Origin of the sequence: Sphingomonas sp. 22176, from assembly GCF_052045505.1 — a bacterium.
GTDB lineage: Bacteria > Pseudomonadota > Alphaproteobacteria > Sphingomonadales > Sphingomonadaceae > Sphingomonas.
On the sequence record NZ_JBQEPL010000001.1, the window covers coordinates 723,988 to 750,216 of the forward strand.

Below are 26,229 nucleotides of genomic sequence, written 5' to 3' on the forward strand. Positions count from 1 at the left end.
AGTGGCAGTGATGTTCATTGAGCCATCTGGGGGGTACTCCGCTGGAGGTTGCAGAGAGTAATATTAACCTGCGGGATCTGTGACCAGCGTGGGATCCCCATCCACCAGCGCCACGTCACGTTTGATCAGTGCCAACAAGCCACTGTTCTGAACTTCGGGACAAAAAACCTACACGACATTAGCCAACGGTTTGTCAGCCGCTCACCTGGATAGACGTGTTGGCACAGAAGGCAGCCCAGTCGCGCATGAGGAACCTTCGCTTATTCGCGCTCGCCCAGTTTCTCAAGAAAACCCGGCACGGAAGCGTACGGCAAAGCCGCGAAATGGTTGTCCTTCTTGGGCTGGCGAGGGAGCCCCTTGGAAAGTGACCGCATAGGCGCTTCGGTTGCGCGAAACCCGCGGGCATAGGACCAGTCCAGAACTGTGCCGATGCGTTGCCGAACGCGGCGCGCAGTTTCCGGCTTCGCGAGCAAGGTTGGCGCCAGCACATCCCGGATCAGGGGGGACTCGATCTCGCCGACCAGGCGGTCGCCCATCTTGGGGAAGGCGTAGGTCTTCAGCGTCGCGATCCATTGGTTCTGATGCTTGCCGTTCTTCCAAGCCTTCTCGTGCTCTTCGTGCACCATTTCAGTGGCACTGCGGAACGTTGGGATGACCTGCCGCTCCTGCTTCCGTTCGGCGACAGGGTCGATGCCCTGCGCGATCTTCTGCCGAGTAGCGAAGGCGGCTTCCCGAGCCTCTTTGAGCGAAACTGCCTCTGAGGAGCCCAGCCCGATATCCTGCCGCTTCCCATTATTCTGGACCCCGGAGGATCCAGCTGGCTGCTCCCTTGCCATTAATTTCGAGAAACAGGCCATCCCCGTCGGAATAGCGACCGGGCTCGGTCAAGACCGGATCTTGGGTGCAGTGAGCTTTCCCATGCCACCTCCACCTCATTCTTCCCCACACTTTCCCCACACTTCGCGTGAGATCGTGTCGGATCGAGTGAAACGCAGCGGAACGAAAAAACCGCTGATTCTGCGGCTTTCTAGCAGTTTTAGCGGGTTTGGGGAGGCCCGAAAAGGGCGCAGGTGGCGGAGCGGGAGGAAGCCTGAGATTGACCCTAAGTAATTCAATTCAAGCCTAAATATATAAAGCTACGAAAGGCGCCCCCACACTTTTCCCCACACTTTTGGTGAGATCGCCAGGAACGATCCGGCACGGCTGCCGACCGGTACGCGCCCAATTTCCGTTGTTGGCCTCCGCTGGGGACGATCCCGAAAGCCGACATTCGTTCACGTGGCTTCAGTGGTTGCTAAGACTGCTTATTCGCAATCGCGTGCGCTTCCGTTCGACGCCAGTGGATGGAGCCGGTCCAAGCTAAGCCGAAAGGAATTATCTCACGGGCTAGGAACTTGACAATCAAAGGTGCTAGCCATCCTTTCGAAGACGGAGGGGGGCGTACAAGCGGGATGGCGTTCAAGATAACTGCGCGCACGTTGCTGGAACTTGGGGCCGAGCTGATAGGCTCGGACGCTGTGGCTCTCTACGAGCTAGCGAAAAATTCCGTGGACGCTAAATCTCCCGTCGTCCGCATACGGGTGCAGTCCGTCTTACCGTATTCGCGGTTCACGCATGCCGTCGACCTCGTGGACCAGGGCGAGATGCCATTGGCTGAGATCCGCCAGAACATCGAGCAATGGATTGTGCCCGATGCGCCCGCAGGTGCGGCAAGGCCTCTGTTGGCCGCTTTGACTGGTGCAAAGGATGCCAGTGATTTCCGCCGCCTGCTGGTTGAGGGTTATCGGGACATAAACTTCGTGGAGGTCTCCGATGATGGCGAAGGGATGTCTCTTCGCGATCTTGAAGAAATATTCCTTACGATCGGGACTCGCTCTCGCCGGAAGGAGAAGAGCACTTGGAGTGATCGAGATGATGATCCCTCCCGCACGCTCCTTGGGGACAAGGGTGTAGGGCGCCTATCCGTGATGCGGCTAGGTGAACATCTATCGGTGCGGACCACGAAGGCAGGCGAGAGCCGGTGGAACGATCTCGCGATCGACTGGACGAGGTTCAGTCATGACTCCGACGCGCTTCTAGAGGAAGTCGCAGTCGCTCCGGAGCAAGGGCCCCGGAAGGAAAATCCAGACATACATGGAACTACGATCAGAGTCTCGTGCCTGAAAGGGGATTGGACGCGGGCCAAGTTCGGCGAGATGCTGAACGCGGAGTTCTCGCGGATGGTCGACCCGTTCGATCGACGTCGCGGGAATCGGCTGTTCCGTATCACGTATAACGATCAGCAGGTGACCCTTCCACAGATTCCGCAACGGCTGTTTGATCTCGCCCACGCGAAGGTCTCCGCGCGGTTTGATTATCTCGACAACCGCCAGGCGCAGCTCGTTGTGGACATGGAATACCGCCTCAATACCCACAAGAGGCTGGTGATCACATTGCCAGAGGTTCGGCTCGTTTCCGTGACCCAGTCTCGATCAACGCGGGTGCTTCGGCGTCTAGGACCGTTTAAGGTTGAGTTCCTCTGGTTCAATCGACTCTTTTTAACCGCTGTGGAGGGGCTGGGTACTAAGTCCGACGTGCAGGCGATGGTGCGCCAGTGGGCTGGCGGCCTCATGGTCTTCCGCGACGGCTTCCGCATCAACCCTTACGGGGGCGGCGACGACGACTGGCTCCAACTCGACAAGCGCGCATTTGGCCGCCGCGGCTACAAACTGAATCGTCAGCAGGTGATCGGCCGCGTGAATCTCAGCTGGCGGAACCGGCGTCTTGTTGAGCAGACGAACCGCGAAGGACTTGTCGACAATGAGTATAAAGAGGCACTTGTCAGTATCCTCCAGAAGGTACTAGAGGACTTTAAGACTTTCAGTCAGAATATAGAGGATGAACTAAAGCAGGAGGATCTAACCTCGGTTGACGTCCTAAAATCTCGCGTTTCCAAGTCGAAGACCGAGATTCAGCGCCGTATTCGCGAGATTGCAGTGGACGCGCCTGAACAGGCCGGTCCTCTCAAGGAGGTGGAGCGGCTGGTGACAGCGTTAGCCTCACAGATCGACGACGTCGACACCATCATCGACGACTATAAGGACGAACGTCGAAAGTTCGTCCACCTTGCCGGCCTGGGGCTGATGGTGGAACTGATCTTGCACGAACTCGGACGGAGCAGTAGCAGCACTCTCAACACTCTGGAGGGCGTCGACAAATCTCAGCTAGCCGGCAAGCTACCGGCGGTGTTTGAAACGCTCGAGGGCCAATTGAGGACGCTTCAAAAGCGGATCGAGACGCTAGATCCGCTAAGCACGTCTCGTAGGCAGACCAAGGAGACCTTCACTGTGGAGGATCTTGTGCAGCAGGTCGTCGACGCCCGAGACGCGCAGGCAAAACGACACAAGGTGGCGGTCACGATATCAAGCACGTCCAGACAACCTTGGCGGATAAAGGCAGTCCGCGGAATGCTGATACAGATCCTGGAAAACTTGCTCTCGAACTCATTCTACTGGCTGAAGCAACAGACGGTGGTCGAACCTGACGTGAGGCCGCGCATTCACATCGAGATTGACCAGGCGGCCAGCTCGATACAGATATCTGACAATGGCCCAGGTATTGAGGCCGTCGAGGCGGAGGAGATCTTCAAGCCTTTCGTGACGGCTAAGCCGCCGGGCGAAGGCAATGGGTTGGGTCTCTACATCGCTCGCGAGTTGGCCGAATACCACGACTGGACGCTGGATCTCGTCGGCCCACCCGGTGAGAAGATTTGGCGGCGATTCTCGCTTGGCCTGATCGGGAAGGGGAAATGAGCGATAATCTAGAACAAGCCGCCAGGGCTGGGGGCGTCGAGCTTCTTGCCATCGTCGACGACGCCTACGATCCTCCTCGCGGAGAAGAGATTTCCGAAGATGCGTTCAACCGCTTTGTCCAGTCGCTGGAAGATGATGCGCCGCGTATAGCGGCCCTCGCAGCCGCAAGCACGTTCGTAGAGGGCGATCTTGATGACTGGGAGACCTTCGCCGCCAAAGCGGAGCTGGTCGAGCATCTCTGGAATCTCAGCGTCGGCGTCGTCGCTCACGAGGCGGTGACCGACGGTGTCGGCCTGAGCCTGCAGATCTTGTTTTCAGATGTCAGCCAGGATCGCATCAGCAAGCTCCAGCAGTTGAGACCGCTCGAGAAGCTCCTGGCCGCCACCAAGGTTCGCGTGATGAAGCTGGGTGCCGACCCTGAGCCCAGCGTGGTGGCCAAGGCGAACGTCGTTTTTCTTGATTTGTTTTTGTCGGCAGACGTTCCACCCAACCCGGTCCCAGGGGAAACGCCGCGAACTGTTCTCGACAGGGCGCGGGAGCGTGCCACCCGTTATCTCGAAGATGTCAGGCGCGAGACTGAGAATGACGTCACAGCGGTGCCGCCTGCGTTTATCCTGATCTCCTCGCTTGGAACTCAGCAGGTCGCGCAGAACTTCCGTAGGAAAACGACGCAAACCGCCTCCCGTTTTCGCTTCGTGCAGAAGCAGGCGCTCGAGCGCGAGGATCCGCAGGACCTCCTTGCTATAGCGGAGATCCTCAGGACTTGTCGCGCGAGCGCTCTCTTCGAGCCGCTGCGCAAGGCGCTTCCAACTGTCATCGCGGAAGCTCAGGGCTGGGTTGCTCAGAGACTTATTGACTTGGACATTGCGGACTTTGCTCGACTTTTCGAACTTAGTCTCCAGTCCGAGGGCCAGATGGTCGAGGACTATATCAAGGAGGTCGTCGCAGGCGCTGTGGCCGAGCGCATTATGTGCTCGTTCACGAAGCATACGCCGACCAAAGACCGGCCAAATCCCTTCGACGACGTTCCTAGCCGATTCGTGGAAGCTCCTTCCAACGCGATGGCCGAACTCTACAATGCGACGCGGATGACTACGGATCGCGGCTATCGAGGGCCCGACGACAGTATGCCGGTGTCCGGCGATCTCTTCCTTGAGGGCGCGCTGCCTAAGCGAAGCGGCACCTCTCTCGTCGGGCGGACGGTCACCGCCGTGATGACCCCAATTTGCGATCTTATGAGCCGCAATGGTGGAGAGCCGGCCGCGACTTCAGTGCTCATGTTACAGGGCACGCTGCGCCCGACCTACCATAACCACAAGCTCGATCCTCAGATTGTTATCGTCAACGGACGCTTCTACGAAGTTGATTGGGGAATGAAGCACCCGCAGGCGCTTCCGCTGAAAGAGCTCAGGAAAGACGTTCGTGAGAAGAAGCGGGTTTGGCTCGGTAGACTAAAGGCGGAACACTTCCTGGCGCTCCAGTCCGAGTACCTGTCGTCCTTCGCGAGGGTGGGACTCCTCAAGGCCCCAGCGTTGTTCGAGCCTCTGGCAGGCAAGGTCTGTGTGAGAGAAGGAGGCAACCTGATCGAGCTTGACGAAGGTTTCGACTTCAAGAGCGGCTTTGCCTTTCAGTCTCCGCAGCGCGGAAAGGACGCCACGAAGCAGCCGGTGTTTTTCACCGGAGCCTTTCTCGAACACCTGCGCGGGGTCTTGCAGCGGACGGCGGACGCTGCGGAGCGGCATGCTGACACGAGGGCCAAGGCGAGGGGGCTTCTCGAGCGGATGGATCAACTGATGATGATGGTGACGCGGCGCCCGCCCGCATCTCAGGGCATCAACGACTATCTGAAGGTCGAGCTTCTGCCCCACCGGGGAGCCGCCATTTCCACTTCGCCCAATCACGTCGTCGTTGTTATCTTAAAAGCCTGAAGAGACGGAGGGAGAGCGCTTAGAGGCTGCAGATGAGGCAGCCTTCGGGTTCCTCCTCCTCTATATCCGCTCCGCCCAGCACGGCGGAGAGCGGCAGGTTCTCTCGCCGTGCGGCCCGGCGTGCCACCGATACCTCGTGATTGCGCTCGATCTGCTCCATCCGCTCGGGCTGCTCCAACTCGGTAAGCGATTCCCCGCTGCACCAAGTGAAGCTCTTGCTGACCGCCGCACTGCGCACTTCATACTGTTTCGCGAGTTCGAAATAGTTGGGATGCTTCCGTTTCAGGCGAACCCACTCGATCTTCTGCTGGTAGAAGCAGAAATAGCATCCGGAACGCGATCGGCCCCATTCCATGTACGGGGGGAGGCCAAGACCGCTGTCCTCAAGGATCCGGATGACATCCGCACGAACCAGGCCGTCTTCCTGGAACGGGTAAACCGCGGTGATGTTGGGCTTGGTGCTGATATAGCCGGTGCGCTTCTCATCGGCGCGCAGCCCGACATAGTTGATGGTGGGGTCGTCGCCGATATAGGTCTCGAACGGCTTCAACTTCAGCATCTTGGTACACCATCGCCGATGGTTGGACGGCAGCATGTCGCCATAGACCGCGAGCCAGTGCTCGAAGGGATCTTCCGGAGTGGTGCGGGTGACCGGTCGGCCGAGGATGCTCTCGAGACGAGCCATATAATCGTACGTCTCGGGAAGCTCTTTCCCGGTGTCGTGAAAGATATACTCCATCTCGGGCACGCGGTCGCGCAGGTAGACCGCGAGCGCGGCGCTATCCTTGCCGCCCGACAGGCTGAGAACGTGACGTGTCATCCGTGATCCCGTCCCGCTTCGTGCTTGCCTATCGTCACGTCCTTGTCCTTCTGCATGCTTTCCAGCGACAGCAGTGCTGCCACCTTATCCAGGCTCAGATCCGCCTCGGTCGCCATACGCTCGATCGCACCGAGCACAGTTGCCTGATGATCGCTCAGGCCATCTATGTCGACGATTACTGCCCGTTCCTGTCCATCGATCCGCGTAAGCGAGACGCGCACCGCGTTGCGCTTCACCTTAGTCTTTCCAAATGCCGTCGCCTCGACCCTCTGGAACTGGGAGCCAATGTCAGCCAGGCGCGAGCGCCACGTTGCGACGTCGTGATCCAGCCACCGCACCGGCGGCTTCATCAGCACAGCACCACCTAGCGCCTCGATCCATTTCTCTTCGGACAGCCCGGTATCGGCCAGTCGAAGCGCGAAAGTGCGAAGATGCTGCTCCGTAAGCCGGAAGGAGAGGGCGGCGGCGCGCTCGGTGAGTGTCGCCCGATCGGGCGCGCCCAGCGTCTCCAGCAGTTCCTCCCGCATCTGGTCGAGGAGGTTCGGATAGCAACCGCGCAATTCGGTCACTGCGGCGTCCAGTGTGCGAATGAAGCTGTGCACCCGGTCCGCGTCTGGTGCAGCATCATGCGCGAATGGCTGAACCCCGCATGCGGTCGGTAGTTCATCGAACACCAGATCGACCGGGCTACGGGCCCGGGACAGGGCCTGTCGGACTGCGCGCGCCTCGGCGCTCAGTGCCGCCGTGCTCTGCGCATGGAAGGGCAGATCTACGCCAAAGCGGATTAGCGGATCGACCACTGCCCGTATGCCCGGCTGCTCCGCGCCCCTGCCCAGCAGCTCAGCAAGTTGCCGATATACCTCGGCGCGAATGCCTTCCAGCGCCACCAGCTGAAGTGTGAAGTGCTCCGGTGACTTGAGGATGCGCATAAACGCTGCGCCGTCGATGCGCGGGCAATAGGTTCCGCGCTCGAACAAGGCTACACGGTGGCCGGCAGCGACCAGCGTAACGGCCAGGAGCACGGGCGCGAGCCCCGCCCGGACGCCGTATGGCCGAGCTTCGAGCGCGGCGTAGATCGCCGGTATCGCAACGCGCTCGGAGGTTGCTGCAAGGCACCCATCGATGGCAGCCAGTGCCGGTGCCAGCCGCAACACATCCTGGCCGGGTGTCGGCGGGCTGATTACCCAGGCGCCATCTTGCTCACGGTGCAGTCCGCCCCGGCGCAGGAGCGAGAGATACAGCGCTCGCTCAGGTGGAGCCTTCCCGGCGGCGAAGCCTAACTCGGGATCATAAGCCGCCGAGAACATCCTCTCGATCAATCGCTGGCGGGCGGCAGCGCCTGCAGAGGTCAGAACCTGCTTGTTGACGAGCTCGTTTTCGACCAGCGGAGCTTGGTCGTAGATCTGATCGCAAAGCGTTGAGACGAACACGTGGAGGGGGCGGTCGATGAAGGTCAGCTCGCCTTTCCAGAACGCGTCAATTTCGGAGGCAGGGGCATGGCCGCCGAGACCGAGCGTTGACTCCACCGCTGAGATCAGCCGAGCCTCGAGTTCCCCGATGCTGCGTTCGATCTCGGCCGTCGCATAAGCGTCTTCCTGGAGTGCCGACGCGTTCGTCATGACCCAGCGGTGCCGTAGCAGGTCGACCATTGCACTGCCAAGATCACCGAGCGGGGGCACGGCGATGGCGATCATCGCGTCATCTTGACTGGTCGTCTCGGCGCACCATGCGCGTGCGATCCGCAGATCTTCCGGGCTGCCGCACAGGACGGCGACGATACCGCCATCGGCATTGCCATGCCCCCCATAGCCGGCAAGTGCCGAAGCATGGGTGCAGCGCACCGCGAAGCGCCGGTTCGTGCCCGTGGTTACGGAGTGGCGGCGTGCCAGCACGTGCGGCCGGACCGGAAGGCTGCAAAGGTGGCGTGGAAGTTCCCTAATGACTGTTCGCGCGTCGAGCTCCCGCTCCGCCTCGTTCCAGATTTCCGACAGGTCGACACGCCGGCTCGTCCAGAGCCGAAGCTCCGCTCGGCCCGGGCGCCGGAACAGCAGGCCACCGCCGATGAGACGCTCGAACGCAGCTTCGACCTCGTCTCCGGCGAATTCAGGAACCAAAGCTTCCCGGACACTGTCCCGGCTCGCAGACAGGTCTGGTGAGTCCAGCAGGTTCAGCAGCCCGATCGTCTTCAGAACGGCGCTCTCGACCAGATCGGCATCTTTTGCCCGGTCGAGTACCGAGCGAATTCGCGACCATTCACCCGCGCCTGCACGGGAGGTGAGCCGGTGCCCGAATGAGGAGGCGACATAGTCGAAGAAATGGCTGACACCATAGAGGCCGTCCGACGCCCCGGTCTCGGCAGCGAAGGCGCGCAGGCCGTTCGGCTCCTCGCTCGCCGCAAATCCGAAGAGCGAGCGTTCGTTCTGGCCAAAGCTCGCAAAAAAACGCGCCATGACGGGAATGGCCGCCGGATGGATCGGCCAACATCCCTCGTCACCCTTGCCGCTTCGCGGACCAAGCCAGCCCAGAGCTCGGACCCGCTCGACCGCCTCACTGTGCACCTTGCGCGCCGAAGTTGGGATCTTCGTCTGATTTACGCTCAGCGCCGCCGACAACAGGGCTGCAGTGTGCGACAAGGGATGGTCAAAGACCATCTCCTCGAACCGCTCTGCCACTTTTTCCCACTCGCTGCGCCGGGCGGTGCGCCAGTCTTCGGCATAGGACTGGAACCCCTTGTGAAGGATCAGAATCACCGCCAGCGGCGCGCCTCCACTGCGCGCCGCCTCTTCGGCAAGCGCCTGCAGGCGGAAGACGTCGAATCCCTCTTCCTCGCCAGCGGCCTCTAGGAACTTACCCATTTCATCGATGACCAGCAACAGGCCATCGAAAGCACCGGTTTCGCGAAGTGCATCGCGCAGGCCGGAGATCCCCTTGAACGGGTCGTTGCTCTTGGCGAGTGCGGCGGCGCGCTTCGCAGGGATGAGACCTTCGGTTCCGATAGCCCTGGCAATTGCAGCAGTCAGTCCCGCTGCCAGGCCATCGCGTGATCCGGTCACCAGCAAGGGAAACATGCGCGGCGCGCCGCCGGCAGCATTCGCCAGCTTGTGCATGGGCATTTCGGGGTTTGCTATGCGCGGATCCAGCGCCTGCACGATCGCGAGAGCGAGCGCCGACTTTCCGACACCGAAGTCGCCGATCATGCGCCATGCGCGGCGCGTTCCACCGGCCTGCAAGCCGGACAGGATCTCGCTGGCGCCGCGCTCCAGCCAAGGCGTCAGCACGAAGGAGCACCCTGCCGAGGCGTCGCCTGCATCCCGCTCTAGCGCAACTGACCGATAAAACATGCCAGGCGCACCGAGCAGGCCCGAAATTTTCACTGCCTTGCTCACGCGTAGACCTTCTTCAGCAAACTGGCCTCATCCAGGCCGGACACAGCCGTAACCGTCCCGGCGTCGCCGGATGGCCGGTATGACCAGAGGTCCGGCGATCGTTCGAGATGGTCGCGCAGATCATCAGTCTCGATGCGCAACGTGGCCCCCGGCGATCCCTCGCCATGGGCGAGATCGCGGAACGTCACCACCGATTCCCTGGCGCGCCGGGCGTTCCAATAGCTGGCAATAGCGTAGTCGATCACCGGGCCGCCGATCTCTTCAATTGGCAGCCGGGCGAGGGCGAACACCGGCTCGAAGCGATCCGTTCCGCCACGGCGACGGCCGAGACGGCGAAGAAGACCAAGGTCAACCAGCGGGCCATCGAGCGCATCTTCTGGCGATGTCGGATTCTGCGAGCCGAGATAGCTGTGAACGAAAACATCGGCGTGCTGGAGCAATGTAACGTCCGAATGCTCATAGCCGAGCCGCTCACCTTCGATGCGCATTTCCGTCAGCAGTTCGGAGCGTGTGAAGTCCGGCCGCATCCTGCGGAACAGGACGTGGCGCCAAGCGAAGAGCGGATTTTCGACCTCCGTGCTGAGACGCCAATGCAGCAACCACTGCGTCTCGACGCGTTCGATGAATGGATCCAGCCCGTCCGGGCCGAACAACGATTGGCCAAAGGGCAGGAGCGACCAGGTGCCTGCATCCACCGATGCAACGTCGAAGGCCTCAAGCCAGAAGCGCAGGGCGCGCACCATATTCTTGCCGAGCCCCAGCTCGAGGATCGCGCGTTCGTCGTCCGACAGGGCCTTCGGTTCCCGCGCGATCAGCCGCACCGCCTTTGGGAGCCATGCAAACCTACATGCAAATGTCTCGTGCCCGCTAAAGCGGGGCCGCACCGCGGCAAGTTTCATGCGTATCTCCGTGAAGGCGTGGCCGCGTTCAGGGCTGCGGCGATCATCACGCCGGCCTCCGCGACCTCATCCTCGGTGTTGAAGCGGCCAATGCCGATTCGAATGGCGCCTTCCCTGGCCCATTCCGGAATCGCCATAGCAGAAAGTACGTGCGATGAGCTAGGAACGCCCGACTGGCACGCGGCGCCCGTAGACAGCGCCACCTTGCCCCAGAGCCGGCCGATTACAGCCTCGCCCGGGAGATGGGGTGTCGATACGTGCAGACTGCCCGCCAATCGTGCGGACTTGGCCCCGTTCACCCGAAGCCCGGGCACGTTAGCCAGCAGGTACGACTGGAGCGCGTCCCGCATGGCGGCAATGCGCGGCTCGTCGCTTTCTCTTTCGGAAGCGCGGAGCGTGAAGGCTAACGCCAGAGCAACGGCTCCGGGCGCGTCCGGGCTGCCAAACAAATCGTGCGAAAGACGAGATGCGTGCCCCGTCAACTTTCCAATCAATGCGCCCGCGCGTCTGGGACCGTAGACCTTCGCGCCGCTGACGACGGATAGATCGGCCCTGAGGATTTCGGACATATCTATCCGGCCTGCGGCCTGGCTGGCATCCACGAGGTGCCGGGCGCCATATTGTTCCGCCAGCGCGGAGAGTGCGCCAATATCGGTGATCGTTCCGACCTCGTTATTCGCCGCCATCGTGCAGAGCAGGTCGACCCCCTCGCTGAGGGCGTTTTCCGCGATATCCAGACGGGGGGCACCATCTTCATTGACGCCGATGATCGACAGGATAAGGCGGCCGTCGGCTTCAGCTCGGCGCACCGCGGTGAGCAGGGAAGGGTGCTCCACCTCGGTTACCGCTACCCGCGCCCTGCGGCCAGGGACACGCGCGATGGCGTCCTCGATCGCGATCCACAATGCAGCAGAGGCACCCGGGGTGAACAATATGTTTTCCTGCCGGGCCTCGATCGCGCGAAGCAGGGCTACTCCGGCCCGCTCGATCGCCTCCCGTGACTTGGCGCCAAGGGCATGTTCCGAGCTGTTGGGATTGGCTGGATTTTCGGTCATCGCAGCGCGGTGCTGGTCTGCGACCCGAGGATCGACAGGAGTCGCGGCCATGTTGTCCAGATAGATTGTCAATTGATCCCCGGCGCAGAAAATACCCCGCGGACACCTACACGACGCGGAATCTCAGGTCATTAGGCGATTGCGCCCGACTGGCGCATTCTCTGGGGATTGGATCAAGCTTTGGCGGGTTGTGGATGATCGAAACTGGCAAAACCGGCGTATCGGCAGGCAAGGTTGGCCGAAATCCAGACTGGACTCGCGACGAAACTATTCTGCTGATGAACTTGTACCTCAGCACTCCCAAAGCCGAGAAGGGGCATCCGGATGTGCAGGCACTCTCCCATGTCCTGCGCGCTGCGGGGCGCCGAGATGGGCGCGCGGTGTTGCCATCATTCCGCAATCCGGACGGAATTGCGATGCGGCTGCGCAATTTCGGGAAACATGATCCAGATGCGCCTGCTGGCCAAAATGCCGGACTGCGTCCCGGCGGCGCAATCGACCGCATGGTCTGGGAGGAGTTCTCGCAAAACCCCCAGGGCCTCGCACAAGAGGTCTCGAGAATCCGTCGGGCCATATCGGCAAGCGACTGGCAACCGGAACGAAGAAGTTCGCGAGGACCAGCCCCCGCGTTTTCTGCGCGAGCGGTTCAGGTCTCCGATGGGCCGTGCTGCGTTTATCTCCTCCTTCTCGACGGCGACCTTTCGGTCCTGGCCCCAAATGTGGCCCCTCTGGACGACCATGCCGTCTACAAGATTGGCCGGACTTCAGATATCGATCGACGCATCTCTGAACTTGCTCACGGCCTGCCTCCCGGCGCAGCGATCCGCTACATCCCGGTCTGCCTGAAGCTCCTGCCCTCGGCGGATGCTGCGCATGTCGAGGAACGGCGCCTTCTGGATTACTGCGATGGCAACAGCTGGTCTCTGGGCGGGGAGTTCGTCTACGCGCCGTTACGCGACCTCAGAGCGAGTTTCTCCTCAAACGTTCGCGCGTCAGCACACCGCTGACTGGCGTCGCGGCGCTACCCTGACTATGTTGACGGCGGAGGTTGCTTGTAAACCATGCTTTCGACCAAAGTTCTTAACCCCACGGGACAGGCGCCGGTCGAAGCAGGCCGCCAGGCGGGCGAGAAGGCCCGGAGCACCTTGCGCTATTATGACAGCAGCGCCGCCGATTATGCCGCGCTTACGGCAAAGATCGACACCTCGGAGCGCGTTGAACAGTTCCTCGCGCTGCTTCCGCCGATGGCACGGATCCTGGACGCGGGTTGCGGTGCGGGACGAGATCTTGTCCAGTTTCGAGCAAGAGGCATGACGGCGGTGGGCCTGGATCTTTCGCCGAAACTGGCGGAGTTCGCACGACAGCATTCGGGATGCGAGGTGGTCGTCGGGGATCTGGCAGATCCACCGGCGCTCGGCAGGTTTGATGGCATTTGGGCGATGGCATCGCTGCTTCACATCGACCGTCCCCGCATCGGCGTGGCCTTGGATGCGCTGCGCGCAATGCTGCACCCCGGCGGCGTTCTTTTCTCCTCCGTCAAGCGCGGCCGCGGCGAGGTCGTGGATGCGACGGGCCGTTGGTTCACTCTCTACGATGAGGACCTGTGGAGCACGCAGCTGGCCGGAGCTGGATTCGACATTCTCGAAATCACAGGCGAGCCGCCCGTTACGGGAACGGCCACCGGGACGGTGGCGCCCGGTTGGATTTCAAGCATGGCGCGCGCCAAGTGAGCGCGGTGCGCACCGGGCTCGCTTTGGCATTTCTGCTCACCACCTTCGGAGCCGTGGCGGCGCCCGTGGCGAACGAGAAAGGCGCGCCCCCCGCTGTGGCGACCTCCGCTGTGTTGCGGCCGGTGGAAGCCGCGCCTTCGCCACGTCCAGTGCCGGTGGAGGCCGTGCTGACGCTCCGCGAGCCGGTCCGCGTTCAGTCGGGAGGAGGGCTTAACTCGCTGTGGACGGCCGCTTTGAGTGGTATGGCAGCACTGCTGGGTGCGGTGGTCGGCTATATCGGCACCACTCGAAACGGGCGTGCCACTATCATCCAGAAGACGAATGAGCTTGAGATCGAGTCAATCGAGAAGCGGCTATCTGATTTCGTCGGACCGTTTCTGCACTTGAGTGGTGAAAACAAGATTCTCGCTCAGGAGCTGAAGCGGAACCAGCCTGATGCCGCCAACTTTCGGACGCTGACTGCGTTGCTGACCAATGGCTGGCTTGCCGGGCTGGCGCCCGGCGACAAGACCCTGCTGGACGCCGTTGTCGACAACGGCAGAGTACTGCGCAAGCTGATGTCGGAGAAGGGCAGCAGTGCGGTGTCGATCCAGCTGATGCCTTATTTCAGCAAGGCCAGCGCTCATTTCCGGTTCCTCGAACTGGCGGCTGCAGGCAGTCTGGAAATGGACCCCACGCGGTACAGCGAGTATGTCTATCCGCGGCAGTTGGACGGGGTAATGCTTGCCGAGCAGAAGCGGCTTCTCGATCGGCGGGAAGCACTGCGGAGCAACCCGAGCAAGGCCCACCCGCCAATGCCGGATCTGATCATTTCGGGCGATCTCAAGCTCCCCGCGGAACCGGCCGCAGCCAATAGCGCCGCCGCGTCGGGATCTTTGACCTAGTCGAATGGCATCGCCAGAGGGACTTTCCGGGGGTGGAGCCGCCCATCCCTCCTCGAGGCGCTCCTTGGTGCAGCCCATCGCCTGACGCCGTCAACCTGTAAAGGGTCGGCTATGCTGTGCATGCGGCCGCTTAGCTGCGCCTGCGCGGTGATTGCGGCCACGCGCCCGAAACTTCGGGCGCCTGTCGAGTGGGGACGGTCTCAACTCCTGGGCGGGCGGTATCGGGAATGGAAGGATATGCTGGCGAACATCGACAGCTTAGTGCGGTCGGCTTTCGGAAATTCGCCTGTCCGGAACCTGCCCCACGCGCATCAATCGAGCTTTAATTGTTGAATATTGATAGAGCACTTTACTTTTGCACTGACTTCCGCTGCGCGTTCTCGGCATACCGTAAGCACATCTGCATTGTCCTTCGAAAGCCGCGCTGCCTCGGCCAGTGCACGCGCTTGCTGCGGGTCGGCGACCTGCAAGAGCCGCACACCGGCGTCCCAAGGCGTGCGCCGAAGGGTGCCAGCGGCTTGCTGCTCCGGCCAATGCCAACTCTCGGGCACAGAGTGTGCGATCCATGACGGCACGATGGTGCCAAATGCAAACCCCACGACAAGAGCCACCGCAGCGGCTCCGGCAATCCAGAGTTGCTGCGTCTCAGCAGAGTGGGCCGACATGACCATCCCTTTCAGCTCTTGCACCGTGCTGCTTAGGGCATGGCTAGCGCCTGTCCACGCCCGATGGTCGTCCGCACGCCCCTGCGCGCCAGCTGTTTCGATCTGCTTGGCAACCTCCTGCGGCGTCAACGTAATCGCCGGGCGCTTGGCGAGGATGTTGATCGCACCACACACCTTGTCGTAGCCTTCGCGGATCTTCTCCAGGTCTGGCCCATAGTCACGCGCATGCAGTTCCTGCTGCCGCGCGGCGAAGCCGTCCACCGCAGCCGTCAGCCCCGCCAGCTTGCGCGACATGTCGTTGAACGCCTGGACCGTCTGGTCCACTTCAGCGGGAGGTTCGTGGATACCCATGGCTACATCCCAATCCCAAGGCCTCGATCGCGATCGATCGAGAAGCTGAGCTGACGGATGATCGAACGGGTGCGGGCATCATCGCCAAGCGCCCGGCCGACCCCGCCATCACGGCTGCCCGGCGTCCATTCCGGCGACCATTGCCGACCGAACAGCTGACTACCCCGGCGACTGAGTGCGGCGCCGAGCGCCGGGTCCTTCTCCAGCCCCTTCGCCATCGACCGCATGGCATTCTCGACACCGGCGCGCTTCTCTTCATTCTCCCACCCGCTGAGCTTGCCCCGTCGCGCTTGAAGCTGCTGCCAAGCCTGGACGAACCGATCAGCGCGCAGCTCGGGATTGGCGCGCACCTCGGCTTCTAGCTGCATCTGGCGAATGGCGTTGGCGGTGCGGCCATTGGCCGCTTCGCTGACCAGACCCGGCGTCCGCTCGAACGCCATGTCGAGATCGTGTGCGCCGTGGGGCTGCAGCGCGTTGACCGCCTCGGCAGTGCGCGCAAGCGCCGCCTTCTGCACTTCGAGCGGCGCACGTCCCTGCCCGGTCATGCGGCCAGCATCCTGCACGGCACGCGCATAGCCTTCGACCGCCCGCTCCAGCTTCTGCGTTGCGGATGCCTCGGGCGCAACCGCCGGTGCCGACAGCTTGAGCCCGTCGAAGCGCAGTTTGGTTGGCAGCCGTTCGGGCTCGGGGATGGATAGCCGCAACCCGTCGAACATGCCGCGACGTGGTGCCGGTGCAGGCGCGCTGCGTTCCGGTTCGGCGAGCGGCTCCTTGGCAAGCGTATCGAGAATGCGCGACCGCTCGACACCGCGCCGTGTGGCGAAGCGCTCGGCGGCACCTTCATAGTCGAGGGCATTGTCCTTCGGCTGGTCGCGCGACAACGTGCGGGCCAGCTTGCCCTGGTCGGCGAAATCGTCGCGACCATAATGAAGGTGCACGGCATCGCGGTGCCGCGACAGGGCGACATAGGCCGCGTGCCGATCAAGGCCCGGCGTTGCCAGCACGTGCACCCGGTCGACGGTGACACCCTGCGCCTTGTGGATCGTGGCGGCGTAGCCATGGATAACGTCACCATAATTCTTGTGGTCGAAGGCGACCTGGCGGCCATCGTCGAGCCGCACAGCCATGCGGGCATGATCGACCTTTTCGATGCTGCCGAGACTGCCATTCTTCACACCCAGGCTGCGTTCGTTGCGCAGGAACATGACCCTGTCGCCGGCCCCGAACAAGCGTTCTCCGCGCGTGGTTTTGACAGCAATATCAGTATCTAATGCCCCACTGCGTTTCATCGCATCCCGGGCCAGCGCATTCAGTTCATCGCATTCCTGGTTGGTGTGCGTCAGAATCATGCACGAGGTCGCCGGATCGGCGATCCGCTCGCGATCCCAACGCGCGATCAGCGCCGTTCGAGCCTCGACTCGCGTCTCCGAGTCGATGACCATGCCGGCCCCGGCATAGGCCTCCAGCGCTTCGGCGGTGCGGCCGGTGGCAAGCTGCCGCGTCGCCAGCCGCTGCCAGTCCTCGCGCTGTCGGCGAATGTCGGTGATTTCGATGGCGCCGTGCCGCTCGGCAACCGAGCGGAACGCCGCGCCCGCTTCGATGGCCTGCAACTGCTCGGGATCGCCGACCAGCACGACCTTGGCGTGGCGCTTCTCGGCTTCGGCGATCACCCGCTCCATCTGGCGGGTGCCGATCATGCCAGCCTCATCAATGACGAGGATCGACCTGTCGGTCAGCAGTTCGCGGCCCTGCCCCCATTGATGCTCGATGCTGGCAATGGTGCGCGACGCGATGCCCGAGCCGCTTTCGAGATTCTCGGCAGCGATGCCGGAAAGCGCCAGGCCCTGCACCTGATAGCCGGCACTCTCCCAGGCCTCCCGCGCGACGCCAAGCATTGCCGATTTGCCGGTACCCGCATAGCCGATGACGACGCCCAGACCCTTGCCGCTGGTGACATGATCAAAGGCGCTGCGCTGTTCGCTCGACAGGACCAGCCCGCGCATCCCGGCGCGCGCCAGCGCCACCTTGCGATGCTGCTCGTCCATGCCATGGCGGCGACTGGCGTCGAGCTGAACCGTCGAGCGCTCCAGCCGCGCTTCTGTCTCGATCATGTCACGACTGGTGAAGCGGTCTTCGCCGCGCCCGTCCTTGCCCAGCTTCACCAACTCGGGCGCCGCGCGCACGGCCGCCATCACCTGGTCGAATTGCTCTTTCCCTTCGCTGTGGCGATGCACGAACATCGCCAGATCGCGGGTAGTGAAGGTCGCCTGGGTGCGGGTGATCGCGTCGAGCGCAATCGCCGGGCTGGCGATCAGCTTCTCGCCATTGGCGCGCGCGATATCGTGATGTTCTTCCAGCCGCTCCGACGTTAGGCCCTGCCCGGCCATTCGCGCCGCGGCCGGGCCGATCTTGTGCTGGGGTTCGAGGTCGACGCCCTGCGCCTCCAGCGAACGGTGATCGACACGTGCGTCGATGTCCAATTCCGCCAGCCGGGCATTGACGTGCCCTGCCCAGCGCTCGCGCCATTTCTCCAGCAGGTCGGTGCGATTCCAGTCGCGGTTCTTCTTGCCGAACCCGTCGCCGTCCACCTCGCGCAAGGCCAGCATGACGTGCGCATGCGGCTTGGGTTCGCCATCGGCACCGACATCCCAATGCACATTGAGATCCGCGACCATGCCGCGGTCCACGAATTCTGCCTGAACAAACTCGCGTGCGAGCCGGATACCCTCGGCCTGGTTCAGCTCGCGCGGGATCGCGAACTCGATCTCGCGGGCAAGCTGCGCGTCCTTGCGCAGCTCCACGGCTTCGACCGCATTCCACAGCTTCTCCCGATCCGCGAGATGCTCGGGCGCGCCATCCGGCAGCAGCACTTCGGAATGCACGACGCCGGCCTTGTTCGAGAAGTCGTGGTGGCGATCGAGCCGTTGATCGTGGAGCCGCGACGCAGAGCGATAGGCGGCCGCGGCCAGCGCCGAAGATCCGCTGGCGCGGCTGATGATCTTGGCTGAGAAATGGTAGATCGCCATAGCGGCAATTTACTTACACCAAAACAAGCGACGTCGGCACGACGTATAAGCGCGCCCTCAAAAGATTTTATCTTTTTCGCGACGTGATCATCCCAAGATGTTTCACGACATTTGCGCTGATCGATGCAGTTCCTAAATCATCGACCATCACCCATCAACTGTGGAGGTTTCGATGCGAAAGCCACGGGACTTTGATTCGGAGCTGACGGCGCTCGACAGCAAGGCACGACAGCTCAAACAGGCCAAGCTCCAGCAGCTGGGCGAACTGGTAGTCGCGACCGGTGCCGATACACTGCCGGTGGAGCAACTGGCGGGCGCGTTGCTCGCCGCTGTCAGCGCGTCCGACATGATCGTAAGGGAGGACTGGCGCCAGCGTGGCGCGACCTTCTTTCAGCGGCAGGGAAAAGCGCGCGGCGGCGCTCGTCCGCGTGCGGCATCGGCTGCGGCAGCTGACGGCGGCACGGCACCGGCTGAAAGCCCAGCAGGCGCGGAATGATACGCGAGAATGGGTGGCGAAGCGCCGCGAACGAACGCGCCGGCTGATCGAACTCGGAGGCTTGGTCGCGAAAGCCGGGCTGGTCGAACTCACCGACGATGATCGCGCTGTATTGTTCGGTGTGATGATCGAGGCAGCGGCAACTTTGCAGGGTGAACATCGCGACCAGGCGCTGACACTTTGGCGACGGCGCGGGCAGCGTGCATTCGCCGACAGCGCCGCAGAACTATGACGGCGGCGAGCAGAGATCAGCCCAGGTCGCGCCGACCAGTTCCGCGAGCCGTTCGGGCATGATCCGCACCGACGCGTTGCGCGAGCCAGCGGCGGGATACACGCTGTCGAACTGGCGTAGCGAAATGTCGCAATAGATCGGCAGCGGCGTCGGCAATCCGAACGGGCAGACACCGCCGACCGGATGGCCGGTCAGCTGCTCGACTCCGTCGGAGGCAAGCATGCGCGGACGACTGCCCAACGCGTCCTTCACCTTGCGATTGTCGAGCCGGTAATCACCGGCTGCGACGACCAGAACCACCGCATCGCCGACGCGCAGCGAGAGCGTCTTGGCGATCTGCCCCGGCAGCACGCCAAGCGTGGCGGCAGCTTCGAGCACCGTTGCGGTGCTCGAAGCCTGTTCGATGATCGGAATGTCGGGTGCCCGCGCCTCCAGAAAGGCGCGGACGGCCTCGATCCCCATCAGCCGTTGAGCTTGTCCTTCACGGCCTTGGCGGGCGTGAAGGCGAGCTTCTTCGACGCTGCAATCTGGATCGCCGCGCCGGTGGACGGATTGCGGCCCTCGCGGGCAGCGCTTTCCTTGACCTTGAACTTGCCGAAGCCGTTCAGCGACACTTCCTCGCCGGCCGCTGCCGCCTCGGTGATGGCGGCGAAAATGCCGTCGACCAGCTTGCGCGCGTCGACCTTGGTTAGGCCGTGCGCTTCGGAAACGCGGTCGGCGAGATCGGCATTGTTCATGGACGTGTTCTCCGTGTGAAAAGGGGCGTGCCCTCTAGGTGCGGCGTACCAACCTGTCCAGCGACAGGCGCCATCATGCGGCAGCGGCACGCTCCAGCGCGGCGATGCGTTCTTCGCAGATCACCTGCACCGCCTGCCCCAGCACTTCGACGCGTTCGCCCAGCCACGCCAGTTCCTCGGCGCTGATCCGGTAGTGCTTCGAATAGCGCGCCTTCACATAGGCTTCCTTCAGCTTCTCGAACCGCGAACGGTCGATTCGCTGGTCGCGCGGCCACGCGTCCACAAGGCGTGGATCGATCCTCTCGGCCTGCGTGCGCAGAAACCCAAGATTGTGGGTATGCGGCGTATAGAAGGTGCAGACCAACAGCACGCAGTGGTAGAGGCTCTCGGCAGTCTGGTGCAGTTCGAATGCGGTCTCGCGAGAGTGCCCCTTCTCTAAGCCGAAGCGCACGAAGTCATGTCTGCGCATGGCTGCCGAGAACCACTCTTCGAAGTACTCCCGCGCCATCGCCAGCGCCTGCGGAGGCGTCTTGGGCTTCGGTTGGTGCAGTTCGGTAGGATCGCTCTCGTATAGCGCGATGCCGTCGCGGGCGACGTCCATGAAGAAATACCGCCCATGCGCCAGCCCGTCGTTCACCTCCTGAAGGGTGTGCACGATGAAATTGACGGGCGTGCGCAGCGTCTTCGTGATCGCCAGTTCGCGGTTCAGCCGGTCCTCGGCGGTTGCCCAGAACTCCACCCGATCGGTGAGCTTGTCGCTGTTTACGATGACCAGCAGGTCGAAGTCCGATTGATAGCCCTTGGCGGTATGGGGTTCGTCGACCCAGCCACCGCGCGCATAGCTGCCGTACAGAATGACCTTGAGGATGCGCGCCTGCTTCTTCCAGTCCGAAGTGGCAATGGCGATCGCGTCGCCGAATTCCTGGAACAGGATCTGGACGACACGCTCCAGCTCGCGCTGCTTGGCTGGGGGCAGATGGTCGAGGCTGGTCCTCATGGATCGATCCTAACGCGCTGATGCCTCGGCGTACACCTCGCCCGGCGCCGCCGGGCGAGGTGTGGCCTCGGCCATGGTCATTTGCCCCGCGCGGCAAGGTCGAGCGCGATCAGCACGCGGGCGACGGTCTGTTCCACCTCCGCCACCGTGCAGCCATGCCGCCTGGCCGTTTCGATGTAATCGCAATCATCGAACCGCACAGATCCGAAGATTGCCTGATCGCGCTCCGGCAGCGCACGAAAGGCGCGGCGCATCCGCCGCAGACGAAGCCAGCGCATCATCGGCCCGCGTCCTCGTCTGAGACGAAGCCGAGCAGGTAATCGGCCGCCTTGCTGGCAGCGCTCGCGGCGCGGAAGATCGCCTTTTCGTCCTCCCGCAGCACCGCCAGCCAGCTGCCGATATAATCGGCGTGCCGCACGGTTGGCCGGATCGCCAGCGACGCGCACGTGAACGCGCTTGCCATCTCCGCGACCAGCTCTTCCCGACTATAGGCCGCGCTGCCGAATGCCCCCGACTGGTCCCGTCCCAGCCGCGATGCATGCCCGGTCCAATGCCCCAGTTCATGCAGCACGGTGCGATACCAGTTGATGCGGTTGTAGAATGCGAGCGGCGGCGGCACCGCGACATAATCGCCGCTCGGGCTATAATAGGCTTCCCCGCCACCGATCCGGATATCGGCGCCACTTGCTTCCATCAGCGCGTGCGCAGCGGGAATGCGATCCGCCTCCGCTACCGGTTCGCCTTGCGCCATCGCCGTCAATCGCTCGGGCAGGCCCTCGCACTGGTCGACGTTGAACACGGTGAACCGCTTCAGAAAGGCCAGCTGCCGCGCCTCGCGATCTTCATCGCGCGCCCGCTCGGCCTCGTCTTTCGGCGTGAAGCGATCGGCATAACAGATCGTCGTCCCCCGCTCGCCGCGCCGCACGCTGCCACCCGCCGCCTGCGCTTGGGCGTAGGTCAACCAGCGCTGCGAGGCGTACCGCCCTCCGATGACCGCAGCCCAGAGGATTAGCACATTGATCCCCGAATAGCGCCGCCCGGTCGCGGCATTGGCCGGCATCGCACAGCCACAAGCCGCAGCATCCCAAGGCTGCACCCAGGGCAGCCGTCCCTGCTCCAGCTCGGCAATCACCCGGTTCGTCACCTCGGCATAGAGGCTCGCCCGGTTCTCGTGTCCAACACCCATGGTCCTTTCCTCCTTCCAAAACACCGCAACCGGCGCCGGAAGGGCGGGGGGAGCGGCAGGAGCGAACCGACAGTCCTGCCGTCAGAGGCAGGCCGCACCCGCAGGGCCGAAACAACGTGGAGGAGCCGGGCACCGCCCGGCTTGCGGCATGCCGCGGCAGGACTACAGGGAAGCGACGCTCCCCCCGCCCTTTCCGCGTGCCGGCGCAACAACGCCGCCGCGCAACCGCGCGGCGACCATCCTGTCAGCGCAACCGCGCTGCCGGGCGCCACCGGCGCCCGGACAAGAACTGCACCCTTGCAACCGAGCGGGCCTGCGCGGGCGGCGTGCGCGCGCCAGCCGTGCGCCAGCCGCCGCCCGTGCCTCCGCCCGGGCAAGTGTGCCACGCGGGCATCAACAACACGCGCGCCCTGGTGTCGCCGCAGGCGTGCGCCAGCGCGCGCACCGCACCCGCGTTCCGCTGCCGGCATCTGCTGGCGGCCGACCCGCCGGATCGGCTCCGCGTCCGCGATCAAAACCCGGAGGGCCGAGACGGCCACGCCGACTCAGCGCCGCGCGAGTGGCGTGCGAGCGCAGTCACGCCGAAGGCGTGAGACGCCCTGGCATACCCGCCTTGGACCTCAGATGTTTCTTGCTCGACGATAGGGGGCCGGGAGTCCCCAGGTTGCCCCATCTGAGCCCAACCAGGCTCTTTTCCCGACCCGCAACTCAGCCCAATCTTGCCCCGGAGCGCTCCACCAACCCTCACACGATGCAAGGTGATCGCAATGCAACTCCAACATCCAGACCGCATCCTCCGGATCAGGGCCGTGCTCGCCTTGACCGGCCTCACCCGCTCCACCCTCTACCGAAAAATGGAAGCTGGCACGTTCCCCAAGAACACCCGGATCAGCACCCGCTGCATGGGATGGCGCGAGTCCGAAGTCTCTGAATGGCTGAACAGCCTCGAGACCAAGGAGACTGCCGTCAGTCCACGAGCTTGATGATCAACCCCAACCCATTTGCACGCAGCAATCCTGCGAGGTGAATTTGTTCGGCTTCGGAAAGCGTCAGCAACAGATTGCGCTTAAGCGTGCCCGCCAGCGTACAGGCGTCGATAAACGCGGTGTACCGATTGGCGAACAATTCTACAGGTGCTCCGCGTCCAGCGCGGCGAGCGCCGACAGCGCTCTGTCCCGCTTTTCATCGCGCGCGCGCTTGTAGGCGAACAGATCCTCGGTCTTGATCCGACGATGCCGGCCCACGGTGTCAAACGCGATCTCGCCCTTTTCCAGCAAGGAAATGAAGAAGGGACGAGAGACGTTCAGGATGTCCGCCGCCTGCTGCGTGGTCAGCATCTGGCGGACCGGTACCAGCGTCACCGCAGCGCCCCGCCCAACGTGCCGCAGCAGCTCCATCAGCAGCCGCGACAAGCCTGGGGTCAGCGTCATCTCGGTCGAGGTCTTGTCATCGTTCAAGACGCTGAGCGTCGCATCGCCGGACGCGTGCGATTCCAGGACCTGACAAAGCTGATTGGCCAATGCCTTCTCTTTCGCGGAAACCAGGAGGCTGCCGAGTTCCTCCGCGAAGGCTGGCTTGGTCATAGTGGGCTCTCCATCGGGCGATCTGCAATGCAATATTTGCTCGAGCGTTGCGGAGAGAAAAATCGCTTTAGAGAATATGACGCTACCGTCTTAGGCCATGTCTTCGATATTCACTCTGAGGCCGCCGAGTTCCAGCGCGATCTTGCCTGTTCCCAGCAAGCCGGCCGGATTGGCGAAGCATTTCGCCGTCGGGCTGCGCTCGGCGACCCGATAGACCCGCCACAACTCGTAACGTTCACGCTCCCGCATCGCCTTTTCAAATTCCTGGCGTGACCATTCGAACCGTCCATCGCTTCCGGTGGTCGACTTGACTTCAAGCCAGCGCGGCCGTCCATCGGCGTCGATCGACCGGATATCGTGATCAGCACCGGGCTGCTCGCGGGACGTCCAGATAACGTATCGCTCTGGTTCTGAATATCCCATCGCCCGGATCCGCTCGAGTTCCATTCGATACACGAGGGCCTCCCCTCGCTCACCGAGCTTGCCAGCGCGCGCCACCTCCTCCGGCGTCGGAGGCAGCCAGACACCGCCCGAACCTCCGCTGCGCTGGCTCTGCTGCCGCGGCTCGATCGTGGCGCCCTTTATGTCAACGACGGTGAGTGAGACTTCATCAAGATCGGGAAGCTGGAACGGTGGCGGCGATGGTGGCGTGGGAGGCGATGACGGGGTAACCGGCGCTTGTGCTGGTAGGTCGACCGGCTTTACCGGCTCGGTATTGCTCGGGCCCTCGGTGTTGAGATCGTCAAACACCTGCCGGATCGCCAGCTCCTCGGCATCGTCGGGTTGATCATCGTCATCGTTGATATTGAGGTCGAGCTCGTCGCCATCCTCAGCCTGCCTGCGGACCGGGATGCCATTCATTTCGAGATAGTCGGTCAGCTCCTCCTGAGTTCCGCAGAGCAGGAGCGGTAGGAAGGCGTGCGCGATCGAGCGCATGGTCGATACGCTCGTCGCGCCGGCAATTTCCGCAAGGGCCTCCGCCAGCAGCAGTTGAAAGACCGCCTTGTTCTTAGGCGGCACCAGCCCCAGTCGTACCTTGTCCAGCGCGAGTTGGGCAGGGACGAGGACGCTAGCCCCGCCGACGCTGTAGCGACGATTGAGGGTCTGGAAAAAGTCGATCGAACGGATCGCAGCGAGGCGGGCCTCGATCGTCGCACGATCCGCAGGCAGAAAACCGGCATGACCATGCCGGGTCCGGTAGGCAATTTCGCTCAGCGCCCAGGCGAACAGCGGCCGGTGGAGCATGGCGATAACGCGATCGCCGAGCTTGGCCTTGAACCAGAACGGCGCTCGGCAGGGCGCGCCCAGAATGGGCGTGCTCGCGCCGGCGATGGCAGAGAGCGGCTTGATGCCGAGCGACGCGTAGAAGGCGCGCGATCGATCACTCGATTCGATGACCCCGATCTTGCTGTCGGCGACTCTCAGAGCATCCTGCAGGGCAGAAAAATCGGGCTCGACAAGCTGGCCCGCGCGCAGTTCCACCAGCGTGAAAAGCCGCGCCCGCTCGTCGATCAGGCAGCGGACATCCTCGAGCCCGGTCGGGAGACCGAGCGGACCGCGCAGCCGATATGCCTCCAGCAGAACGCGCCGGCGGTGCTGGTCAAGCGTGGGCAAAGCGGCCCATTCGGTACCGACGGTCCTGAAAAAGCGCACCCAATGGGTATCGTTCGATGCGAATGGCGCCCCCAGATCTTGGTACGCGCGGCCGATCTCGTCGGTGTGCCGGTAGACGGGCACGACTTCGGCAATGGGTGCCGGGATACGGGGCCCCACTAGGATGTCTGCCGGCGCGTGATAGCCGTTCTGGACCCAGCAGATCCGTTTGTCGGCGAGGTCCGCCTTCGATAAGCGCTCGCGCGCGATTGCCTCAACAAGGGCGGGGTACAGCAGATCGGGACGGTCCGGTGCCGTGCCCTCCCCGCGATGAAATGTGAGGATGTCGAGGAGTGTCTCGGAGTCTGGCGCCGCCTTCAACTTGAGCTTGCGATAGAGGATGTCGTCGGTGCCGCCGACGATGCGGTCATTGTCCCCGATGCAAAGGCGGTTGGTCGGGGTATCAAGATGAAGCGAAGCCGGGGTTGCGAGGACGCCCGATTTCGCCTTGAGGCACCGAATCCCCCGCAGCGCCTCTACCGTCGCCGGCGTGAGCAGCTTGAGCTCGGCGCCGAGCAGCTTCTCGAAGCGCTCGGCCATTTCCGGTCGGTCGACCAACCCATGAGCGTAGCGGATGAGATCAATCCCGTTCAGCGTTTCGCGAAGCCGCAGGCGGCTGAGCAGTGTCGGCGCTGCAAGCAAATCCTTCGACGGCGCGTCAATCACCGGATCGAACAGCCGTGCCAGAGGGCGTTTCAGGTGCGCCATGGCGGAGGGGGCGACCCATTCGCCTCGCTGATTCTTCATGACCGGGTTGGCGCGCAGTGCGGTCATCGCTGTGCGACTGATCGGCGTCTCTCTTGCCAACAG

Annotated in this window: 23 protein-coding genes; 8 read left to right on the forward strand and 15 right to left on the reverse strand. The window is 63.0% G+C overall.

Annotation, left to right across the window (positions count from 1 at the left end; translation table 11 throughout):
* Positions 1-260: 260 nt before the first annotated feature.
* Entirely contained in the window at positions 261-857 is a 597-nt protein-coding gene (locus ACTJKY_RS03380) for a tyrosine-type recombinase/integrase (protein WP_440844200.1), read from the reverse strand.
* A 594-nt stretch (positions 858-1,451) separates the two neighbouring features.
* Between ACTJKY_RS03380 and ACTJKY_RS03385 the strand changes: the two genes are divergently transcribed.
* Together ACTJKY_RS03385 and ACTJKY_RS03390 are read left to right on the forward strand one after the other, a co-directional pair.
* Positions 1,452-3,791, forward strand: a complete 2,340-nt coding sequence (locus tag ACTJKY_RS03385) for an ATP-binding protein (RefSeq protein ID WP_440844201.1) — start codon at positions 1,452-1,454, stop codon at positions 3,789-3,791.
* The gene (locus ACTJKY_RS03390; protein ID WP_440844202.1) at positions 3,788-5,719 is read left to right on the forward strand and encodes a hypothetical protein; all 1,932 of its coding nucleotides are present in this window, start codon (positions 3,788-3,790) and stop codon (positions 5,717-5,719) included. The genes ACTJKY_RS03385 and ACTJKY_RS03390 overlap by 4 nt, the downstream gene beginning before the upstream one ends.
* A gap of 19 nt (positions 5,720-5,738) precedes the next feature.
* On the opposite strand, the gene ACTJKY_RS03395 is transcribed toward ACTJKY_RS03390, so the two are convergent.
* From ACTJKY_RS03395 to ACTJKY_RS03410, 4 genes are read right to left on the reverse strand one after another with little or no spacing between them, the layout of a single operon-like run.
* The gene (locus tag ACTJKY_RS03395; RefSeq protein ID WP_440844204.1) at positions 5,739-6,539 is read right to left on the reverse strand and encodes a phosphoadenosine phosphosulfate reductase family protein; all 801 of its coding nucleotides are present in this window, start codon (positions 6,537-6,539) and stop codon (positions 5,739-5,741) included.
* Positions 6,536-9,925, reverse strand: a complete 3,390-nt coding sequence (locus tag ACTJKY_RS03400) for a hypothetical protein (protein ID WP_440844205.1) — start codon at positions 9,923-9,925, stop codon at positions 6,536-6,538. Before ACTJKY_RS03400 ends, ACTJKY_RS03395 begins: the two co-directional genes overlap by 4 nt.
* Positions 9,922-10,824 carry a DUF4007 family protein gene (locus ACTJKY_RS03405; protein WP_440844206.1) on the reverse strand — a complete coding sequence of 301 codons (903 nt, stop codon included), beginning with the start codon at positions 10,822-10,824 and terminating at the stop codon, positions 9,922-9,924. The genes ACTJKY_RS03400 and ACTJKY_RS03405 overlap by 4 nt, the downstream gene beginning before the upstream one ends.
* Positions 10,821-11,951, reverse strand: coding sequence for a cysteine desulfurase family protein (locus ACTJKY_RS03410; RefSeq protein ID WP_440844207.1), 1,131 nt, complete (start codon positions 11,949-11,951; stop codon positions 10,821-10,823). The genes ACTJKY_RS03405 and ACTJKY_RS03410 overlap by 4 nt, the downstream gene beginning before the upstream one ends.
* Before the next feature lie 122 nt (positions 11,952-12,073).
* Here ACTJKY_RS03410 and ACTJKY_RS03415 point away from each other — a divergent pair, with 122 nt between their 5' ends.
* Genes ACTJKY_RS03415 through ACTJKY_RS03425 form a run of 3 tightly spaced genes read left to right on the forward strand, consistent with a single transcriptional unit; the run spans position 12,074 to position 14,493 of the window.
* Positions 12,074-12,886: a GIY-YIG nuclease family protein gene (locus tag ACTJKY_RS03415; protein WP_440844208.1), complete on the forward strand. Its 813-nt coding sequence runs from the start codon at positions 12,074-12,076 to the stop codon at positions 12,884-12,886.
* A 54-nt stretch (positions 12,887-12,940) separates the two neighbouring features.
* On the forward strand, positions 12,941-13,609 hold the full coding sequence (locus ACTJKY_RS03420) for a class I SAM-dependent methyltransferase (RefSeq protein ID WP_440844209.1): 669 nt from the start codon (positions 12,941-12,943) through the stop codon (positions 13,607-13,609).
* A complete protein-coding gene (locus ACTJKY_RS03425) occupies positions 13,579-14,493 on the forward strand; it encodes a hypothetical protein (protein ID WP_440844210.1) in 915 nt (304 codons plus the stop codon). The genes ACTJKY_RS03420 and ACTJKY_RS03425 overlap by 31 nt, the downstream gene beginning before the upstream one ends.
* Positions 14,494-14,804: 311 nt before the next feature.
* Here ACTJKY_RS03425 and ACTJKY_RS03430 read toward each other — a convergent pair whose 3' ends face one another.
* Both ACTJKY_RS03430 and traA read right to left on the reverse strand, forming a co-directional pair.
* Positions 14,805-15,509 carry a DUF6118 family protein gene (locus ACTJKY_RS03430; protein ID WP_440844211.1) on the reverse strand — a complete coding sequence of 235 codons (705 nt, stop codon included), beginning with the start codon at positions 15,507-15,509 and terminating at the stop codon, positions 14,805-14,807.
* A gap of 2 nt (positions 15,510-15,511) precedes the next feature.
* Positions 15,512-18,535, reverse strand: a complete 3,024-nt coding sequence (gene traA, locus ACTJKY_RS03435) for a Ti-type conjugative transfer relaxase TraA (protein ID WP_440844212.1) — start codon at positions 18,533-18,535, stop codon at positions 15,512-15,514.
* Between the two features lie 172 nt (positions 18,536-18,707).
* Here traA and ACTJKY_RS03440 point away from each other — a divergent pair, with 172 nt between their 5' ends.
* Together ACTJKY_RS03440 and ACTJKY_RS03445 are read left to right on the forward strand one after the other, a co-directional pair.
* Positions 18,708-19,031 carry a conjugal transfer protein TraD gene (locus tag ACTJKY_RS03440; protein ID WP_440844213.1) on the forward strand — a complete coding sequence of 108 codons (324 nt, stop codon included), beginning with the start codon at positions 18,708-18,710 and terminating at the stop codon, positions 19,029-19,031.
* A gap of 13 nt (positions 19,032-19,044) precedes the next feature.
* Positions 19,045-19,263, forward strand: a complete 219-nt coding sequence (locus ACTJKY_RS03445; protein ID WP_440844214.1) for a conjugal transfer protein TraD — start codon at positions 19,045-19,047, stop codon at positions 19,261-19,263.
* Here the strand turns inward: ACTJKY_RS03445 and ACTJKY_RS03450 are convergent.
* The 5 genes from ACTJKY_RS03450 to ACTJKY_RS03470 all read right to left on the reverse strand — a co-directional run bounded on the left by ACTJKY_RS03450 (position 19,258) and on the right by ACTJKY_RS03470 (position 22,183).
* Entirely contained in the window at positions 19,258-19,725 is a 468-nt protein-coding gene (locus ACTJKY_RS03450) for a YbaK/EbsC family protein (protein WP_440844215.1), read from the reverse strand. The two genes, ACTJKY_RS03445 and ACTJKY_RS03450, sit on opposite strands and share 6 nt — an antisense overlap.
* Positions 19,725-20,000: an HU family DNA-binding protein gene (locus tag ACTJKY_RS03455; RefSeq protein ID WP_440844217.1), complete on the reverse strand. Its 276-nt coding sequence runs from the start codon at positions 19,998-20,000 to the stop codon at positions 19,725-19,727. Before ACTJKY_RS03455 ends, ACTJKY_RS03450 begins: the two co-directional genes overlap by 1 nt.
* A gap of 73 nt (positions 20,001-20,073) precedes the next feature.
* Positions 20,074-20,997: a HEPN domain-containing protein gene (locus ACTJKY_RS03460; protein WP_440844218.1), complete on the reverse strand. Its 924-nt coding sequence runs from the start codon at positions 20,995-20,997 to the stop codon at positions 20,074-20,076.
* A 77-nt stretch (positions 20,998-21,074) separates the two neighbouring features.
* Entirely contained in the window at positions 21,075-21,278 is a 204-nt protein-coding gene (locus ACTJKY_RS03465) for a sigma factor-like helix-turn-helix DNA-binding protein (RefSeq protein WP_440844219.1), read from the reverse strand.
* Positions 21,275-22,183, reverse strand: a complete 909-nt coding sequence (locus ACTJKY_RS03470) for an ArdC family protein (RefSeq protein ID WP_440844220.1) — start codon at positions 22,181-22,183, stop codon at positions 21,275-21,277. Before ACTJKY_RS03470 ends, ACTJKY_RS03465 begins: the two co-directional genes overlap by 4 nt.
* 767 nt (positions 22,184-22,950) lie before the next feature.
* On the opposite strand from ACTJKY_RS03470, the gene ACTJKY_RS03475 reads away from it, so the two are divergent.
* The gene (locus tag ACTJKY_RS03475) at positions 22,951-23,166 is read left to right on the forward strand and encodes a helix-turn-helix transcriptional regulator (RefSeq protein ID WP_440844222.1); all 216 of its coding nucleotides are present in this window, start codon (positions 22,951-22,953) and stop codon (positions 23,164-23,166) included.
* On the opposite strand, the gene ACTJKY_RS03480 is transcribed toward ACTJKY_RS03475, so the two are convergent.
* From ACTJKY_RS03480 to ACTJKY_RS03490, 3 genes are all read right to left on the reverse strand, one after another.
* The gene (locus tag ACTJKY_RS03480; protein WP_440844223.1) at positions 23,150-23,308 is read right to left on the reverse strand and encodes a hypothetical protein; all 159 of its coding nucleotides are present in this window, start codon (positions 23,306-23,308) and stop codon (positions 23,150-23,152) included. The genes ACTJKY_RS03475 and ACTJKY_RS03480 overlap by 17 nt on opposite strands.
* 2 nt (positions 23,309-23,310) lie before the next feature.
* Positions 23,311-23,766 (reverse strand): excisionase family DNA-binding protein, encoded by a 456-nt coding sequence (locus ACTJKY_RS03485; RefSeq protein WP_440844224.1) that lies wholly within the window; start codon positions 23,764-23,766, stop codon positions 23,311-23,313.
* A gap of 90 nt (positions 23,767-23,856) precedes the next feature.
* Positions 23,857-26,193, reverse strand: coding sequence for a DUF3883 domain-containing protein (locus ACTJKY_RS03490; RefSeq protein WP_440845214.1), 2,337 nt, complete (start codon positions 26,191-26,193; stop codon positions 23,857-23,859).
* Between the last annotated feature and the right edge of the window lie 36 nt (positions 26,194-26,229).